This is a genomic window from Arthrobacter zhaoguopingii (assembly GCF_009828595.1).
Classification (GTDB): domain Bacteria; phylum Actinomycetota; class Actinomycetes; order Actinomycetales; family Micrococcaceae; genus Arthrobacter_D; species Arthrobacter_D zhaoguopingii.
The window spans coordinates 111,703-129,191 of record NZ_WPNY01000012.1; the positions used below are offsets into that span (position 1 = coordinate 111,703).

At 70.2% G+C, this 17,489-nt stretch carries 13 protein-coding genes; 5 read left to right on the top strand and 8 right to left on the bottom strand.

Annotation, left to right across the window (positions count from 1 at the left end; translation table 11 throughout):
* Positions 1 to 36: 36 nt before the first annotated feature.
* Positions 37 to 1,275: a M20 metallopeptidase family protein gene (locus GVV86_RS15110; RefSeq protein WP_159803224.1), complete on the bottom strand. Its 1,239-nt coding sequence runs from the start codon at positions 1,273 to 1,275 to the stop codon at positions 37 to 39.
* A gap of 332 nt (positions 1,276 to 1,607) precedes the next feature.
* On the opposite strand from GVV86_RS15110, the gene GVV86_RS15115 reads away from it, so the two are divergent.
* Both GVV86_RS15115 and GVV86_RS15120 read left to right on the top strand, forming a co-directional pair.
* Positions 1,608 to 3,278 (top strand): DEAD/DEAH box helicase, encoded by a 1,671-nt coding sequence (locus tag GVV86_RS15115; protein ID WP_159619955.1) that lies wholly within the window; start codon positions 1,608 to 1,610, stop codon positions 3,276 to 3,278.
* A gap of 346 nt (positions 3,279 to 3,624) precedes the next feature.
* Positions 3,625 to 4,026: a YccF domain-containing protein gene (locus GVV86_RS15120; protein WP_159619957.1), complete on the top strand. Its 402-nt coding sequence runs from the start codon at positions 3,625 to 3,627 to the stop codon at positions 4,024 to 4,026.
* Between the two features lie 131 nt (positions 4,027 to 4,157).
* Here the strand turns inward: GVV86_RS15120 and GVV86_RS15125 are convergent, their stop codons facing one another.
* Positions 4,158 to 6,140 carry a penicillin-binding transpeptidase domain-containing protein gene (locus GVV86_RS15125; RefSeq protein WP_159803225.1) on the bottom strand — a complete coding sequence of 661 codons (1,983 nt, stop codon included), beginning with the start codon at positions 6,138 to 6,140 and terminating at the stop codon, positions 4,158 to 4,160.
* A 197-nt stretch (positions 6,141 to 6,337) separates the two neighbouring features.
* Here GVV86_RS15125 and clpB point away from each other — a divergent pair, with 197 nt between their 5' ends.
* A complete protein-coding gene (gene clpB / locus GVV86_RS15130) occupies positions 6,338 to 8,950 on the top strand; it encodes an ATP-dependent chaperone ClpB (protein WP_159803226.1) in 2,613 nt (870 codons plus the stop codon).
* A 37-nt stretch (positions 8,951 to 8,987) separates the two neighbouring features.
* On the opposite strand, the gene GVV86_RS15135 is transcribed toward clpB, so the two are convergent.
* Positions 8,988 to 10,505: a septum formation family protein gene (locus GVV86_RS15135; protein ID WP_159803227.1), complete on the bottom strand. Its 1,518-nt coding sequence runs from the start codon at positions 10,503 to 10,505 to the stop codon at positions 8,988 to 8,990.
* A gap of 290 nt (positions 10,506 to 10,795) precedes the next feature.
* On the opposite strand from GVV86_RS15135, the gene GVV86_RS15140 reads away from it, so the two are divergent.
* Positions 10,796 to 11,032, top strand: a complete 237-nt coding sequence (locus GVV86_RS15140; RefSeq protein WP_159619981.1) for a DUF3073 domain-containing protein — start codon at positions 10,796 to 10,798, stop codon at positions 11,030 to 11,032.
* Positions 11,033 to 11,168: 136 nt separating this feature from the next.
* On the opposite strand, the gene purM is transcribed toward GVV86_RS15140, so the two are convergent.
* Positions 11,169 to 12,287, bottom strand: a complete 1,119-nt coding sequence (gene purM / locus GVV86_RS15145) for a phosphoribosylformylglycinamidine cyclo-ligase (RefSeq protein WP_159619965.1) — start codon at positions 12,285 to 12,287, stop codon at positions 11,169 to 11,171.
* Positions 12,284 to 13,834, bottom strand: a complete 1,551-nt coding sequence (gene purF / locus GVV86_RS15150) for an amidophosphoribosyltransferase (RefSeq protein ID WP_159619967.1) — start codon at positions 13,832 to 13,834, stop codon at positions 12,284 to 12,286. The genes purM and purF overlap by 4 nt, the downstream gene beginning before the upstream one ends.
* Positions 13,835 to 13,997: 163 nt before the next feature.
* On the opposite strand from purF, the gene GVV86_RS15155 reads away from it, so the two are divergent.
* A complete protein-coding gene (locus GVV86_RS15155) occupies positions 13,998 to 14,708 on the top strand; it encodes a DUF4386 domain-containing protein (RefSeq protein ID WP_159803228.1) in 711 nt (236 codons plus the stop codon).
* A 145-nt stretch (positions 14,709 to 14,853) separates the two neighbouring features.
* On the opposite strand, the gene GVV86_RS15160 is transcribed toward GVV86_RS15155, so the two are convergent.
* The 3 genes from GVV86_RS15160 to GVV86_RS15170 form a co-directional block, all read right to left on the bottom strand.
* Positions 14,854 to 15,600 carry a TetR/AcrR family transcriptional regulator C-terminal domain-containing protein gene (locus GVV86_RS15160; RefSeq protein ID WP_159803229.1) on the bottom strand — a complete coding sequence of 249 codons (747 nt, stop codon included), beginning with the start codon at positions 15,598 to 15,600 and terminating at the stop codon, positions 14,854 to 14,856.
* Positions 15,601 to 15,699: 99 nt separating this feature from the next.
* Positions 15,700 to 16,053 (bottom strand): hypothetical protein, encoded by a 354-nt coding sequence (locus GVV86_RS15165; RefSeq protein ID WP_246670001.1) that lies wholly within the window; start codon positions 16,051 to 16,053, stop codon positions 15,700 to 15,702.
* 19 nt (positions 16,054 to 16,072) lie between these two features.
* Positions 16,073 to 17,489 (bottom strand): DUF2079 domain-containing protein (locus GVV86_RS15170; RefSeq protein ID WP_159803230.1); only part of this gene is annotated, 1,417 nt, incomplete at its 5' end.

The following is a 17,489-nucleotide window of genomic DNA, read 5'->3' on the forward strand; positions in this document are numbered from 1 at the left end:
ACCGCCCGGCGTGCCCGGCGCGGGGCGGCCGGGCGGTCAGCCGACACCCGCCGCGGCGAGGGACGCCAGCCGGGACAGCGCCAGCTGGGCGTACAGGGCGGCGCCGTCGGCCAGGACATTGTCGTCGAACACGGCCAGGGGCGAGTGGTTGAACGGTGCCGACTGAGGGTCGGCGCCCGGGGGAGTGGCGGCGAGGAAGACGAAGCTGCCGGGGACCGCCTCCAGGATGCGCGAGAAGTCCTCGGAACCGCTCAGGGGCTGCTGCATCTCCGAGTACCGGCCGGGGCCGAAGAGCGCGTCAACCTGCTCCTGCGCGTGGAGCGTCTCCGAGAGGTTCGTCACCGTCAGCGGGTACTCGGTCTCGTAGTCGACGTCGGCCTCCAGCCCGTGCGCCTCGGCGATGCCGCGCACCAGGCGCGGGGCGATGGCGGCCATCTTCTCCCGGTTTTCCGCCGAGAAGGTCCGCACGGTGGCCTCGATCCGGGCCGTGTCGGGAATGATGTTCCGCTTCGTGCCCGCCCGAAGCACCCCTACGGAGATCACCACCGGGTCGAACATATTGAACTGCCGGGTCACCATCACCTGCAGCTGCGTGACGATTTCGGCGGCCACGGTGACCGGGTCCTTCGCGGTGTGCGGGGCCGAGCCGTGGCCGCCGGCGCCGCGGACCGTCACCATGAGCCCGTCCGAGGCCGACATCAGCGTGCCGCCCCTGCTGGCGAAGATCCCGTTGGGCAGCAGAGAGGAGGTCACATGGAGTCCGTAGGCCGCATCAGGCAGCCGGCCGGAGGCCTCGAGGACGCCCTCGCGGATCATCACCGCCGCGCCGTCGTACCCTTCCTCACCGGGCTGGAACATGAGCACGACGTCGCCGGCCAGCTCGTCCCGGTAAGCGGCGAGCAGGCCGGCGGCACCGGCGAGCATCGAGGTGTGCAGGTCGTGCCCGCAGGCGTGCATGACGCCGTCGATGGTGGAGGAGAACTGCTCTCCGGTGCGTTCCTGCACCGGGAGGGCGTCCATGTCGCCGCGCAGCAGCACGGTCGGCCGCCGGCCGGCCGAGGCGGCGGTGCCGCGCAGCACGGCGGTGACGGAGGTGGTCTCCGTGCCGAGGGTCACCTCGTACGGGAGGCCCTCAAGGGATTCGAGGACCTTCTGCTGGGTCCGCGGCAGCGACAGCCCGATCTCGGGTTCCCGGTGGAGACGGTGCCGCAGATCGGTCAGGCCGCCGTGGAGCTGGCGTGCCTCCTCGAGCAGGCTGGCGGGGGTTGCGGTCACGAAGGTCCTCCCGGTGGATTCTGTCGATGATTCCCCTGGTGTGGGTCCTCACACCCTCCCAGACGGTGCCGGAAAACGGGAGGGGTGAGGCGCCTCCGGGGCGGTGCGCGTCAGTCGGGGGCCGTTCCGGCTGGTAAGGTGGAAGGACATGCCTGCGTATCCCGGAGGCCGGAGACGGCCCCGATACCCGCAGCCTGCGTCGATGAGCGCTTTCTTTTGTCCCGCATCCAGCTTCCCGTATGGAAGCGCGGTGGACACTGTCTGACTTTTCTTCGGCGAACCCCTGTGCCAACCGGCGCCGGGGAAGATGAGAAGAAAGTTCGTGTATATACATGACTACTTTTGCCGCCCTTGGTGTGCCCAAAGCGCTGGTTTCGAACCTGACCGCGCAGGGAATCACCGAACCTTTCCCCATCCAGGTGAAGACCCTCCCCGACACCCTCGCGGGACGCGACGTCCTCGGCCGCGGCCGCACCGGCTCGGGAAAGACGCTCGCTTTTGCCCTTCCCATGGTGTCCCGGCTCGCCGAGCAGGAGGCCGCCTACCGGCGCAAGCCCGGACGCCCGCTGGCACTGATCCTCGCCCCGACCCGCGAGCTGGCCACCCAGATCAACAACACCGTTGAGCCCCTGGCCAACGAGCTGGGCCTGAACACCACCGTCATCTACGGCGGGGTCTCCCAGCAGCGCCAGGAGAAGGCACTGCGGGCCGGCGTCGACATCGTCATCGCCTGCCCAGGCCGCCTCGAGGACCTGATGCGCCAGAAGCTCATCACCCTTGAATCGGTGGAGATCACCATCCTCGACGAGGCCGACCACATGGCCGACCTGGGCTTCCTGCCCGTCGTGAAGAAGATCATGGACACCACGCCCACCGAGGGCCAGCGCCTGCTGTTCTCGGCGACGCTCGACAACGGCGTGGACAAGCTCGTCAACCGCTACCTGAGCAAGCCCGTCACCCACTCGGTCGACGACCCCCAGGCCGCGGTCACCACGATGGAGCACCACGTGCTGCTCATCGGCGACCAGACCCAGAAGAAGCAGCTGATCGTCCAGCTTGCCTCCGGCACCGGGCGCCGCCTGCTGTTCATGCGCACCAAGCACCACGCCCGCAAGCTGGCCAAGACCCTCACCGACGCCGGCATCCCCGCCGTCGATCTCCACGGCAACCTCTCGCAGAACGCCCGTGACCGGAACCTTGCGGAGTTCTCCAGCGGCGATGTGCGCGTCCTCGTGGCGACCGACGTCGCCGCCCGCGGCGTGCACGTCGACGACGTCGAACTCGTCGTGCACGTCGACCCGCCCACCGAGCACAAGGCCTACCTCCACCGATCGGGCCGCACCGCCCGCGCCGGGTCCTCGGGCACCGTCGTGACGATCACCCTGCCGGAGCAGAAGTCGGAGGTGCAGAAGCTGATGCGCGCCGCCGGCGTCGACGTCGCCTTCGAAAACGTCAAGGCAACCTCGCCGCTGGTCGGCAAGCTGATCGGTGACGTCGCAGAGAAGATCGATCCGCGCACCCGCGCCGCACTGATCGCCCAGCGGGACACCGCCCGCGGCGAGGGCACCTCCACCGGAGCCAACGCCCAGCGCAAGCGCGCCCGCCGCGGCGCCGCAGCACCCGCCGCCGGCGGACGCGGCGGCAGGGGTGGCCGTGGACGTGTCGCGGCCGAGGCGCAGCCCGCCCAGGGCAACCGCGCCGACCGCCGCAAGGACCAGCCGCAGGCACCGCGCTTCGGCACCGAGGCAGGCGCCGGCGCAGGCCGCCGCCGCTCCGCCGAGGGCCGTCCCGCAGCCGACACCGCCGGAACCCGCAGCCGCCGTCCCGCAACGGGCCAGCGCGCCGCCGACGTCGCCCCGCGCCGTCCGGCGGCCGCCGGCGGAACGTCCTCGGGCCAGCGCAGTCACGCACCGGCCGCAGCGGGCCGTCCCGCCAGCGCCGGGCGCTCCGGTGGCTCGCGGAGGGCGAGTGCGCCGGCGTCGAACGACCGCCGCACGCGCTAAGCTCCGCTGATCCGCCAGCTGAAAGGCCCCTTCCCGTGCGGGAAGGGGCCTTTTCTGCTGTGCGGGGCGTCTCGCTGCGTTGGGGGGCCCGCCGAGTTTGCAGATAACCACGCTCCCGGGGGACGAAGCGTGGTGAAATGCAGTTTCGGGGAGGTGCTGCGGGGTGTGGATGCGCGGGGGGCACTTCCGCCGAGTTGGCAGATAACCACGCTCCCGCGGGGTCGAAGCGTGGTGAGCTGCAGTTTCGGGCGTGAGGAAGCCTGGTGAGCTGCCGTTTTGTCGGGGGCCGAGGGGCCGCGGTGCAGATCCCCCGACGCCGCACCCGGCAATGCGCGACAATGGGCCCATGAATACACTCCTGAACGTGATCTGGCTGCTCTTCGGCGGTATCTGGCTGGCCCTTGGCTACTTCGCCGCCGGAATCCTGTGCTGCGTCCTGATCATCACGATCCCCTTCGGAATTGCCTCCTTCCGGATCGGCCTCTACGCCCTGTGGCCGTTCGGGCGGACGGTGGTAGACCGCGGCGGGCAGGTGTCCTTCTTCTCCACCCTGGGCAACGTCATCTGGCTGCTCGTCGCGGGGATCTGGATCGCCATCGGGCACGTCCTCACGGCGATCCCCATGTTTGTGAGCATCATCGGGATTCCCCTGGGCATCGCCAACCTCAAGCTCATTCCCGTGTCACTGATGCCGCTGGGCAAGGTCATTGTGGAGACGCGCGGCACGCGAATCCCCCAGTATCGCTGACCCCGGGCCGGAACCCCGCCGAGTTGGCAGCTCACCACGCTTAGGCAGGATCGAAGCGTGGTGAGCTGCTCTTTCGGCGGAGGTGGGTGGTGCAGAGCGTGGTGAGCCGCACCTTCGGCGGGGCCGGGTTTCTAGGAGCCGGCTCCCCGAAGGAACGCCTCCATGAGCGGCCCGCCCGAGGTCGAGCCGAGCTCTCCCTCTTCGACAAAGACCGCGACGGCGAGGTCACCCTGCAGTGCGACGATCCACGCATGGGTGCGCGGCGGGGTCTCGCTGCCGAACTCCGCGGTCCCGGTCTTCGCGTGCACGGGATCCCCTGGAACGCCGGCGAGCATACCGGCACCGCCCTCGGTGACCACGGCGCGCATCAGTGCCCGCAGGGTGGCGGCCTCCTCCGCGGTCAGTTTGCTGGGTTCGACCGGCGCGCTGGACGGGGATGCCTCTCCCGAAGGCTCGGAGGACGGGGACGCCGACGAGGATGCCGACGGCGCGGAGCCCGAAGACGACGCCTCGTCCTGCCCGCCCGCCAGCACCGTCGGGGTGACCCTGGCGCCCTTGCCGACGCTCGCGGCCATCGTCGCGAGCGCCAGCGGCGAGACGAGGATTTCGCCCTGCCCGATCATCGACGCGGCGTGCGCGGTTCCCTCCGCCTCGGCGGGAACGACGCCGAAGAAGGCCGGCGTGCCGATTGAGGCTTCGATCCCGATGCCGAGGTCAGCGGCTGCCGAGGCGAGTTCCTGCTGGGACACCTGATCGCGGTTGGAGATGAACCCGGTGTTGCAGGACTGCGCGAAGCTCTGGAGCAGTGGGATCGTTCCGGTGAACTGCGCCGGGTAGGTGCTCGCATTGTTGAAGCTGCGCCCGTCGACGGTGAGCTCGGCGGGGCAGTCGGTGGGGGACTCCGGGGTGAGGCCCTTGCGCAGCAGCGCGAGGGTGGTCGCGATCTTGAAGGTGGACCCCGGCGGGTACTGCCCGAGCAGCGCGGTGGGCAGGCCTTCACTGCCGGGTCCGTTTGCGGCGGTCAGGACTTCCCCGGTGCTGGGGCGGATGGCGACAATCGAGGACGCCGAGGGCTCCTCGGCGAGGACCTCCTCGGCAAGGGTCTGTAGCTTCGCGTCGAGCGTGGTGGCGAGCGGCTTTCCATCCACCGGGGACTTGGCGAACAGCGACCGGGGTGTCAGGGTGTTCCCGTCCCCGAGAACCGCGGTGATTCTTACCCCGGGGGTTCCGGCGAGCAGTTCGTTGAGCTGGCGCTGCAGGCCGGAAAGGCCGGTGATATCCCCGGCCTCGAGCTTCCCGCCGGACTGCTCGATCAGTTCGGCCGTCGGTTCCCCGACGGTGCCCAGCAGCTCACGGGCGAAGGCCCGGGTCGGCGCCAGTTCACGGAAATCCTGAAGGGCAACGGCCCCCGGAATGGCGTCGATGGCGGCGCGGTCGGCTGCGAGCGGGGCGTCCTCGCGCAGCACGATGGCCTCGACGAACGCCTCCGCGCCGGCGGCGGCCACCTGCTCCGCGTAGGACGCCGGATCGATCTCCACGAGTGCGGCGAGTGCACGCGCCGCGGCGTCGTGCCCGTCTTCGGGGGCTTTGGTCTTGTCGATGCCGACCCGCAGGACCGTGCGCTCGGTGACCAGCACCTCGCCGTCGGCGCCGGTGATGTCGCCCCGGTCAGCAGGAATTTCCTCACGGGCGAGGTGTTCATCGACTCGCAGTTCCGGGACGAAGATGGCCGGGTCCCATTCGGCCTGCCACTCGTCCTCCTCCCGGGAGAGCTCCACGGACGTCGAGTAGGTCCAGTCCTCGTCCGAGGCGTCGACATCCCACACATAGTCGAGGGTGGCCGTCGCGGTGTCCTCACCAGTTGACTCCACGCCGTCCACGGCCACTCTGGGCTTCAGCGGTGCGAGTGCCTCGGTGATGGAGCCCAGGTCCGTGGTGACATCCTCGGCCCTGACCGCGGTGAAGGCCGAGCCCCCGACGTCGAGCTTGGACAGGCCCGCGGCGAGCCTTTTCGCGGCATCGGCAGCGCTTGGCCGGTCGTCGGCGCAGGCGGCGAGCGAGGCCGCCAGGACGGTGGTGGTCAGGACGGCGGTCAGTCGATGAAATTTCCCCATCGGGCCATTATGGCCGACAGCGGCCCCTCTCCGGACCGGGCTCGAAAGAACGACGGCAGGCCGGGCGGTCACCGGCCGTTTCGCTGGAGGCGAATCGGGCATAAGAACCGGCACGAGAAGGTTGAGTCAGGTACACTCAACTTAGGTTTTGGAAGGTGTTCCGATCAGGAACATCGTCGATAGCGAAGGATGGGTCCATGGACGCAAAATTCACCACCAAGAGCCAGGAGGCTCTTTCGGCTGCGGCAATGAACGCTTCGACGGCGGGCAACGCCCAGGTCGAAACGCCGCACTTCCTCAAGGTGCTGATGGACCAGCGGGAGGGCATCGCCGTGGCACTGCTCAAGGCGGCCGGCGCCTCGCCCGACGACATCAGCGTGCAGGCGAGCACGGCCATCCGCGCACTGCCCTCCTCCTCGGGATCGAGCGTGGCCCAGGCCCAGTTCTCCCGGGGCGCCCTCCAGGTGATTTCCGCTGCCCAGCAGGAGGCCGAAGCGCTGGGGGACCAGTTCGTCTCAACCGAGCACCTGCTGCTCGGGCTTGCCGCCGACGCCGGACCTGCCGGAAGGATTCTGCGCGAGGCCGGAATTTCCCGCGACGCGCTCGCGGCCGCGCTCCCCGGCGTCCGGGGCGACCGCAGGGTGACCTCCGCCGACCCGGAAAACACCTTCCAGGCCCTCGAGAAGTTCGGCGTCGACCTTACCGATCTGGCGCGGGCGGGCAGGCTCGACCCGGTGATCGGACGTGATTCGGAGATCCGCCGCGTCGTGCAGGTGCTCTCGCGCCGCACCAAGAACAACCCGGTGCTGATCGGGGAGCCGGGCGTCGGCAAGACGGCCGTCGTTGAAGGCCTCGCGCAGCGCATGGTCGCCGGGGACGTTCCGGAGTCCCTCCGTGGCAAGTCCCTCATCAGCCTCGACCTCGGCTCGATGATTGCCGGCGCAAAGTACCGGGGCGAATTCGAGGAGCGGCTGAAGGCCGTGCTCGAGGAGATCCGCTCCTCCAACGGACAGGTCGTCACCTTCATCGACGAACTGCACACCGTGGTCGGTGCCGGTGCCTCCGAGGGCTCGATGGATGCAGGCAACATGCTCAAGCCCATGCTCGCCCGTGGCGAGCTGCGCCTGATCGGCGCCACGACCCTCGACGAGTACCGCGAGAACGTGGAGAAGGACCCGGCGCTGGAGCGGCGCTTCCAGCAGGTCTACGTGGGGGAGCCGTCGGTGGAGGACACCATCGGCATCCTCCGCGGGCTCAAGGAACGCTACGAGGCCCACCACAAGGTCTCCATCGCCGACTCCGCCCTGGTGGCAGCAGCGACCTTGTCCAACCGGTACATCTCCGGGCGGCAGCTGCCCGACAAGGCCATCGACCTCGTCGACGAGGCGGCGTCGCGCCTGCGCATGGAGATCGACTCCGCCCCGGTGGAGATCGACGAGCTGCGCCGGGCCATCGACAGGATGCGGATGGAGGAGCTCGCGCTGGAGCGTGAGACGGACGAGGCCTCCCAGGAGCGGCTCGAGGACCTGCGCGCCGTGATGGCGGACCGGCAGGAGCAGCTCTCGGCGCTCAATGCCCGGTGGGAGGCCGAGAAGGCGGGCCTGAACCGGGTCGGTGACCTGAAGGCGTCCCTCGACGAGCTGCGCTCACAGGCAGACAAGGCCCAGCGCGAGGGCGACCTGGAGACGGCCTCGCGGATCCTGTACGGGGAGATTCCGCAGGTGCAGCGGGAGCTCGACGCCGCCCAGGCAGCCGAGCAGGAATCGGCCGGGGAGGCCCCGGAGCTGATGGTGGCCGAAGAGGTGACGGCCAACGACATTGCGGAAGTCATCTCCGCGTGGACCGGCATTCCGGCCGGCCGCATGCTGCAGGGGGAGTCCCAGAAGCTCCTGCACATGGAGGAGGTTATCGGCTCCCGGCTGATCGGCCAGTCCAAGGCGGTCGCGTCGGTCTCGGATGCGGTGCGCCGTGCCCGGGCCGGAGTTTCCGACCCGAACCGGCCCACCGGCTCCTTCCTGTTCCTCGGCCCGACCGGTGTGGGCAAGACCGAACTCGCGAAGGCGCTGGCGGACTTCCTGTTCGACGACGAACGCTCCATGGTGCGCATCGATATGTCCGAATACTCCGAGAAGCACTCGGTCGCCCGGCTCGTTGGCGCGCCTCCGGGCTATGTCGGTTACGAGGAGGGCGGCCAGCTCACGGAGGCGGTGCGCCGCCGTCCCTACAGCGTCGTGCTGCTCGACGAGGTGGAGAAGGCGCACCCGGAGGTCTTCGACATCCTCCTGCAGGTGCTCGACGACGGCCGCCTGACGGACGGGCAGGGACGCACCGTGGATTTCCGCAATGTCATCCTGGTTCTGACCTCCAACCTGGGCTCACAGTTCCTGATGGATCCCTCGCTCGATGACGCGGCCCGCCGCCAGGTCGTGATGGCGACGGTGAACGCCAGCTTCCGGCCGGAGTTCCTCAACCGCCTGGACGACGTGATCATCTTCGACGCGCTCAGCCTCGATGAGCTGTCGAAGATCGTCGACCTTCAGGTTGAGGCGCTGGGCAAGCGGCTGCAGGAGCGCCGACTCACCCTCGAGGTGACGCCGGCGGCAAGCGAGTGGCTGGCCCTCACCGGGTTCGACCCCGCCTACGGTGCCCGGCCCCTGCGCCGGCTCGTGCAGCGGGAGATCGGCGACCAGCTCGCCCGGGGCATCCTCGCCGGCGAGATCACCGACGGGGACCGGGTCCTGGTCGACCGGGACGGCGATGGAAGTGCCGACGGCCAGCGGGAGGGGCTCAGCCTGCGCGCCGTCGCCTGATCGGGCGGGCCCACAGCCCTCCTCCAGCAGGCCGGGGCTACTCGGTGAGCAGGCTCCGGCTCAGCGTCGCACCGTCCTGCAGGACGGCGAAGCAGTCAACCCGGCGGTCGCCGTCGGCCCAGGTGCCTTCGGTGGGCGTCACGCGCAGCAGCTCGATCCTGCCTGCTCCGGCCGCGACGCCGGAGTCGATCGGGGCGGTATCACAGGCCGAGTCGGCCCGGGCGCCGAGCTGGTTCCGGCCGGGGAATTCGGCGTCGTCCGGATAAAACTCCGAGGCGATCAGCTGGGCCCGGTGCGGCGTCGAGCAGGTCACGATGGTGACATCGCTCTCGATGTCGGTGAAATCGAGGAGGCAGTGGCCGGCGGTCAGGACCGACGGCGGGACGTCTTCGGCAATCACTCCGTCGGCGCCGGCCGCGGTTGGGATGTCCTCGGGCGACTGAGGGTCGACGGCGCCGGTCAGGCCGCGCACCAGACTGATGGCCGCCCAGATGAGCAGGGCCAGGACCGCGATGCCGCCGAGGACGAGGAGCGCCACCGGGCGCCGGGACTTCTCCCGGCGCTCACGGGACCGCGCCCGCCGCGGGCCCACGGGTTCGCCGGCGTCGCCGACCGGCGCCCAGGTGGACCGGCGGGCACCGGGCTCGGCCGCCGGTCCGGCGGTCTCCGGTGCTCCGGATGCGCTGCGGGAGACGGCGGTCGCGCCGGCCCGTCCGGCGGCACCGGTCGAAGCGGCGGGGCCGACGCCGAGAGCGGCCGGATCGGTTCCCGCGAGGAGACCGGAGTGGGCGGCACCCGATCCGACCACCACCGGTTCAGGAACGGAGGCGAGCCTGGGGTCCTCGGCATCCTCGGTACCGGCTGCCCATGAGCCGGCCGCGCCGGTGTCCTTGGCGGAACCGTCCGCGGGAGAATTAGGGGTGGACGGGTGAACGGGAGAAGGGCCTGGAGAGGACCCCGAGGACCCCGAGGAGCCGTTGGGAGCGGAGCGCTCCCCGGCGGGCCCGGGGGTGGACTCCCCTCCGGCGGAGTTGCTCCCTTTGTCCGGGATGGACGGGCCGGTTGACTCACCCGCCGCGGATGCGCCGGACCGGGGCTCACTGCTCTGGGTCGTACTGCCTTGGGTCTCACTGCTCCGGGGGGTGGCTTCCGCCGCATCACCGGCCGGGCCGCCTGCAGGCGCAGTGCCCGACGGCGCCGCCGTTACAGTCGGCGCGCTGGCGGGCAGGGGGCCGGCCAGGAGGGCGGCGTCCTCGGCCTCCTCCGCCACTGATTGGGCCTCCGCCGCCGCTTCATCGAGGGCCGCGGCCTCGGCCGCGGTCCTGCTGACGGACGCAGGCGCCAGCACCGGTTCGGGGAGCGTCAGGTCCTCCGCCGTCACCGACAGTTCGGGTTCCGCCGGTGCGCCGGCAGCGTTGGCCTCCGCGGCGCCCCCGGGCTCGGCGGCGCCGGCCTCCGGAGCCGCATCCCGGGCCTCATCCTGGTGCCCGCCGGCGTCCGGTTTCCCCTGATCCTCCGGGCCACGCTGGGCGTTCTCCCGATTCTTCGTAGCCAACCGTTGTCTCCTCGGAGGGTTTTGGTTCTGCGCCCGGAAATGGGCCCTTAGGGCAGAACTCTATCCAAATTTGCGCCGTTCGGGCGCTGATCTCCGCCCGCCGGCACGCGCCCTTCCGAGGCGGCGGGAGGGCGATCCGTCATGCACGTCACAACGGCACGCGGACTCACGTTAAAGCATGTAACCTATAGTTACGATAAATTGACCAATTACTCCGGGGCCTCGCTGCAGCCTTGGGCCTTTGTGCCCCAGTGACCACCTCCGGATCGACGCACAAAGGGGGTCACGCCATGGGGCGCGGCCGTCAAAAGGCAAAAGCTACCAAGCAGGCGCGGGACATGAAGTACTTCAGCCCCGCGACCGACTACACGGCACTGCAGCGCGAGCTCACAGGCCCTGGTAGCCATGCCTCAAACCGACGCAGTGAACCTCTCGAACCGGTTGAGCCGGACTATTCGGAGTATGCGGACAAGTATGCGGACGAATTCGACGACGACGGAGAAGACGGTTCCCGGCGCACGGGATAGTTTCCACCGCGCCGGATAATCTTTGAATCCCCGCTACGGGTTTTCGCAGGTCGGCAGCAAATAGACATCGAAAGAGCGGTGCACCTGGTGCACCGCTCTTTCGTTCGTCCTTTTTGCCGGGCTTTCCGGCTTCCGGTCAGGCGTAGGAGCCCACCAGCCGGACAGCTCCGCCGTCGACGCCCTTGGCGCCCTGCACGTAGTCCGGTCCGTCGGCCCGCACCGATCCGGCGGCGGAGCCCACGGTGCCCATGGCCCAGGCGGGGACGCCGCGCTCGGCGAGGCGCGCCAGGGCGGCGTCGGCTCCCTCGGCCCCCACGATGGCCACCATTCCGACACCCAGGTTCAGGGTGCGCTCCAGGTCCGGCAGGGGCACGTTGCCGAGCTCGGAGACGAGCGAGAAGATCGGCGGCAGTGCCCAGGTGGAGCGGTCCACGGTGGCCTCCATGCCGCGGGGGAGGACCCGGGCGAGGTTCGCGGCGAGGCCGCCGCCGGTGACATGGCTGAACCCGTGCACGGCGGCGCCGGTGGTGCGGGCGAGGTCGAGGCAGTCGGCGGCGTAGATGCGCGTCGGCTCGAGCAGTTCCTCGCCCAGCGTGCGGCCCAGTTCAGAAACCTGGCGGTCAAGGGCCCACCCGGCCGAGTTGATGACGCGTCGCACGAGGGAGTAGCCGTTGGAGTGGAGGCCCGAGGCGGCCATGCCGATCACGACGTCACCCTCCCGCACGCGGTCCGGGCCGAGCAGCCCGTCGGCCTCCACGACACCGGTGGCCGCACCGGCGACGTCGTACTCGTGCTCTCCGAGCAGGCCGGGGTGCTCGGCGGTCTCCCCGCCCACCAGGGCGGTTCCGGCGACCGAGCAGGCGGCGGCGATGCCGCGGACAATGGCGGCGATGCGCTCGGGCACCACCTTGCCGCAGGCGATGTAGTCGGTCATGTAGAGCGGCTCGGCACCGACCACCACGATGTCGTCGACGACCATGCCCACCAGGTCGAAGCCGATGGTGTCGTGGATGTCCATGGCCTGGGCGATGGCGACCTTGGTGCCGACGCCGTCGGTGGAGGTCGCCAGCAGCGGCCGCCTGTAGGTCAGCAGCTTCGACACGTCGTACAGGCCGGCGAACCCGCCGACGCCCCCGATCACCTCGGCGCCGTGGGTGGCCTTGACCGCGCCCTTCATCAGCTCGACGGCGCGGTCACCGGCCTCGACGTCCACTCCTGCACTTGCGTAGGTGATCGGATTGGGGGAGGGGGTCATACCCGTTCTTTCCTGTCTGCGTCGGTGAGTACAGCTTCGAATTCGGTGTCGGGCCCGGGCTCGCACCCGTCGGCGTCGTCGGCCGGGTTGCGCTCCAGGAGGTTCTTGCCCAGGCGGTCGGCGGCGGGGAGCTCGATGGGGTAGCTGCCGGTGAAGCAGGCCGTGCACAGCCGTTCGCGGGGCTGCTGGGTGGCGGCGATCATGCCGTCCTCGGAGATGTAGGCGAGGCTGTCGGCGCCGATCGACTTGCTGATCTCCTCGACCGCGGCCCCGTTGGCGATCAGTTCGGCGCGGGAGGCGAAGTCGATCCCGTAGAAGCAGGGCCAGCGGACCGGCGGGGAGGAGATCTTGACGTGGACCTCGGCCGCGCCGGCCTCCCGCAGCATCCGCACCACGGCCCGCTGCGTGTTGCCGCGCACGATGGAGTCGTCGACCACGATGATGCGCTTGCCGCGGATCACCGATTCCAGGGCGTTGAGCTTGAGCTTGATGCCCAGCTGCCGCAGGGTCTGGCTGGGCTGGATGAAGGTGCGGCCCACGTAGGCGTTCTTGACGAAGCCGTGGGCGAAGGGGATGCCCGACTCTTCGGCGAATCCGACGGCGGCGGGGGTGCCCGATTCGGGCACCGGAATGACAATGTCGGCCCCGGCGGAGTTCTCCCGCGCCAGCTGCCGGCCCATCTCCACCCGGGATTCGTACACCGAGCGTCCGGCGATGGCGGCGTCGGGGCGGGCCAGATATACGTACTCGAAGACGCAGCCGGCCGCCGTTGAGGTCCCGAAGCGGCTTGAGCGGACCCCGTCCTCGTCGATGGCGATGAATTCCCCGGGCTCGATCTCCCGGATGAAGCTCGCACCCACGGTGGCCAGCGCGGCCTGCTCGGAGGCAACGACCCAGCCGCGCTCGAGGCGGCCGAGCACCAGCGGGCGCACCCCGTAGGTGTCCCGTGCCGCGTAGAGGGTTCCCTCGTCCATGAATACGAAGCAGAAGGCGCCGCGGATGTTCGGCAGCAGCTCCATCGCCGTTTCCTCGAGCGAGCGGCCCTCATCGCCGGCCAGCAGTGCCGTGACCAGGGCGGTGTCGGTGGTGTTGCCCTGGGCGATCTCCCCGGAACGGGGTACGCCGTGCCGGTCAAGGACCATCTGGTACAGCTCTGCGGAGTTGGTCAGGTTGCCGTTGTGGGCCAGGGCGACGGTGCCCGCGGCGGTGGCGCCCAGGGTGGGCTGGGCGTTGGCCCACTGCGAGGCGCCGGTGGTGGAGTACCGGCAGTGGCCGACGGCGATGTGGCCGGTGAGCGTGTTCAGGGTGGTCTCGTCGAACACCTGGGACACCAGACCCATGTCCTTGTACACATTGATGCGCGCCCCGTCGCTGGTGGCGATGCCGGCGGACTCCTGCCCCCTGTGCTGCAGGGCGTACAGGCCGTAGTAAGTCAGCTTGGCCACCTCTTCCCCCGGGGCCCAGACACCGAAAACGCCGCAGGCATCCTGGGGGCCTTTTTCGTTGGGGAGAAGATCGTGGGTAAGTTTTCCATCACCGCGCACCATGGACCCATTCTCTCACGGGCCGGATACGGCACCCGAACGTGACGGCGGCCGGCTTCTGCAGCTGTCGAAAAAGTCTTCCAATCCCTTGACTTGTATACGGCGTACACCTAGCGTTGGGTTCAGATGGTGTACGCCGTACGCCACGCACCCGAGAGAGTGGAAAATGACCTCACTGCGAAGGACCGCCGCCGCCGCCGGCGTCCTCTTCCTCATCACGCACGTCACGTCGATCGCGGCGCGGCTGCTCTACGTTCCGGCGCTTGGCAATCCGGAGTACATCACCGGCTCGGGGCCGGAATCGCTGGTGGTCCTGGCCGCCTTCCTCGACGTGCTGCTCGTGGTGGCCATCGTTGGAACCGGCGTTGCCCTCTACCCCGTGGTCCGGCGGCAGAACGAAGGCATCGCCCTGGGGTATGTGGCGCTGCGTACCCTCGAGGGTGCGGTGATCACCGCCGGCGTCGTCTCCCTCCTGACGCTCGTGACGCTGCGGCAGGACCTGCCGCAGGCGGGCCCGGAGACGCTCGCCCTCGGCAGCGCCCTGGTCGCCTTCAACAACTGGACCTTCCTCGTCGGGCCGAGTTTCATCTGCGGAACGAACACCCTGCTCCTGGCCTACCTGCTCTACCGGTCCGGGCTGGTGCCCCGGTTCATCGCCGTGCTGGGGCTGGTGGGAGGGCCCCTGGTCTTCGCCTCGGGGGCGGCCCAGATGTTCGGCCTCTACGGGCAGGTCTCTGTGTGGGCGGCGGTGGCGGCCCTCCCGGTGTTCGCCTGGGAGGTGTGCCTCGCGGTCTACCTGATCGCCAGGGGCTTCCGGTCCCCGGCCGTGGCGGCACTCGACGCGGCCCGGACGCCGGGCGACCGCGTTCCCGCCTAGTCCGGGGCGTACCCGTCGGGGACATCCCGGCGGGCGGGTGATGCGGCGGGGACCGTGCCTAGCGGCGCGGTCCCCGCCGTTCCGGTGTCCGGCGGCGCGGGCCGGGAAGGCGGCCTGCGCGACCGGTGGCGGTGCGGCCGGCGCGTCAGTGGACGGTTTTCGCCGCCTCAGGTTTCGACGGGTGGGTTTTGGTCCCCTGCGAGGTCCAGCCCCGCGCGTGAAGCTGCTCGAAACCGTCGAGGAGCAGGTCGAGGGCGAACTCGAACTCGAACTGGTCGTCGCAGCCGTGCCCGACCACCGACCCCTCGTCGTGCGTCACCGACGTAGCGATCGCCACCACGTTCGGGTAACGCTGGGCCGCCTGCCGGAGCATCTCGGCCCGGTCGGTGTCCGTTACGGCCGGCGCCGGGGCCGCGGGGTCCTCGAACAGTTCCTGGGTGAATCCCCACATCCGTCCGCCGAGGGCGTGCATGGCGTGGTGGGTGAGGTCCAGGGACAGTCCGCCGGCCAGGAACACGCCGACGAAAGAATCCATGTAGTCGAGCACCACGGGGGTCATGCCGGTGCGGGTCTCGATCGCCCGGCGGGCCCAGGTATGCCGCTGCAGGGCGCGCCGCGCCGAGAGGACCCTCGACCGCACGCCGCTCTTCCAGTCGGCGTCGGGTGCCGGAGGGCCGATCTCGCCGACGATGACGTCGACCATGCCGTCGAGGAGTTCCTCCTTGTTGGCGACGTGCTTGTAGAGGGCCATCGGCACCACCCGGAGCTCCTGGGCCAGCCGGCGCATGCTGAGCGACTCGATGCCGATCTCGTCGGCAAGGGCCACCGCGGCCCCCAGTACCCGGGCCCTGTTCAGGCGCGGGCGCGGCCGTGCCTCGATGGGGTCCGTCATTGCCACCGCCTTTTCTTGTGCCGCACACCCGGTCGCATCATCAGGAGTACAGCGTACGCCTCGGGGTCGGCGGGCGGAACCGGCCGGGGGAGGGCGGGCTCAGGCGTCGTCGTCAACGGGGTCGGCCGAGAGGCGGCGGGCCCGGCGCACACTGCGCCGGTCGAGCACCAGGACCACGAGGGCACCAAGCAGCAGCCCGGGCAGTGCGAGGACGACGAAAAAGAACCCCAGAACGGATTCGCGGGTCAGGGTGGGATCGGGCGGACTCGTGTAGGCGATGATGAGTGCTGCGATGAAGCCGACCGCCACTCCAAGCAGCATGAACGGGGCGAACCGGGGGGCGCGGCGCACGCTCACCTCCCGGCGCTCGGCGGGGCGCTCGGCGGGTCGCTCAGCGGGGTGCTCAGCGGGGTGCCCGGACGGGCTGTCGGACGGCGGGGTCTCGGAGCTCATGAATTAAGGCTACCGGCGATCAGCCGGTCCGTTCGACCAACTGATAGCCGTCCTCGGCGAACACCAGGGTGTAGGCGGTACCCGGGTAGGTCTCCTCGGCGTGTGCCTCGGCGTCGGCCGGGGGAAGCGTGCCCCAGCTCCAGTCCTCGGCGTCGACGAGGAGGAAGTCGGGGGCCGGGTTGGTGTTCCCGATCCAGTACACCTCGGCTCGGGGCACGAGGTAGGCCATCAGCCCCACCCCGGTCTCCACGCTGGCGCCGGGGGGCACCGCATCGATCAGCCGGTGCGCGGCGTCCCAGCGGGGGGACTGCCGGTAGGTCCGGGGGTCGGCGAGCTCCGCCAGGGACTGGGCGGGCAGCAGGGCCAGCGCGGCGGCCGCGGCGCCGGCGCACCCGGCGCCGGCGAGGACCCGCGGCAGGGTGCGCCCGCTGCGCCGGAGCCTGGCCGCGGCGTCGATCAGAGCCAGGAAGAGCACGGGCATGAGCACGGCGCTGTAATGCCAGCCCGGCCCCCAGTAACCCACCTCGGTGGAGGCGAAGCGCCAGAGCAGGGTCGGCACCAGGACCAGCGCCAGCGGGGAGCGCAGGAAGACCACCCCGCCGGCCAGCAGGAGCAGGAGCGCCGTCTCGTACTTGGGTGCCCCGGAGAAGAAGTCGGCCGCCGCCTGAACAGGGTCGGCCAGCATCGCCGCCGCGTCGACGCGGCCGGCGTAGTCGTAGGATCCCCCCGAGTTCAGGGCCGGCAGAATCACCTGCACCGAGAGCAGGAGCCACAGGGCGCCCCAGCACGCGAGCCACAGCCCGGCCGCGTGCCGGAAGCGCAGCGCCACCACGAGGCCGAGCGCGATCACCGTCAGGCCCAGGTCCTCCTTCACGAAGACCAGCAGGGAACCCCAAGCCAGGGCCGCGGCAAGGCGCCGGCGGATCAGCGCCTCGCAGCTGAGGGCGAGCAGCGGGACGGCGAACGCGATCTCGTGGAACTGGGCCGCGGCGGCGGCCTGCAGCCCCCAGGACAGGCCGTAGGCCAGCCCGACGGCGGTCCCGCCGGCCCGACCCAGCTCCCGCAACCCGGTGCGGGCGACGACGAACACCGAGAGCCCGAACAGCAGGTTCTGCAGCACGAGGAGGGCGAAGGCCGAGGGGGCCAGGGCGTACACGGGCCCGAGCAGGACCAGCAGCGGATGGAAGTGATCCCCGAGCAGGTTGAAGGACTCGCCCTTGATCGGGACGATGGGCGCGTGGAATCCCGCGTAGGCCTTGGCGAGCTGGGTGAAGATCCCCAGGTCCCACGACGGCGACTCGAGCCGGTGCCACTGCGCGGTGGAGTAGGCGCAGTAGAGAACCGTGACCGCACCGGCAATCAGCCAGGCGCCAGCGGGCTGGCGCCGGACGGCGCCGCCGGCCGCGGCGGCCAGGGCGGCGGCGCGGGCCGGGCCC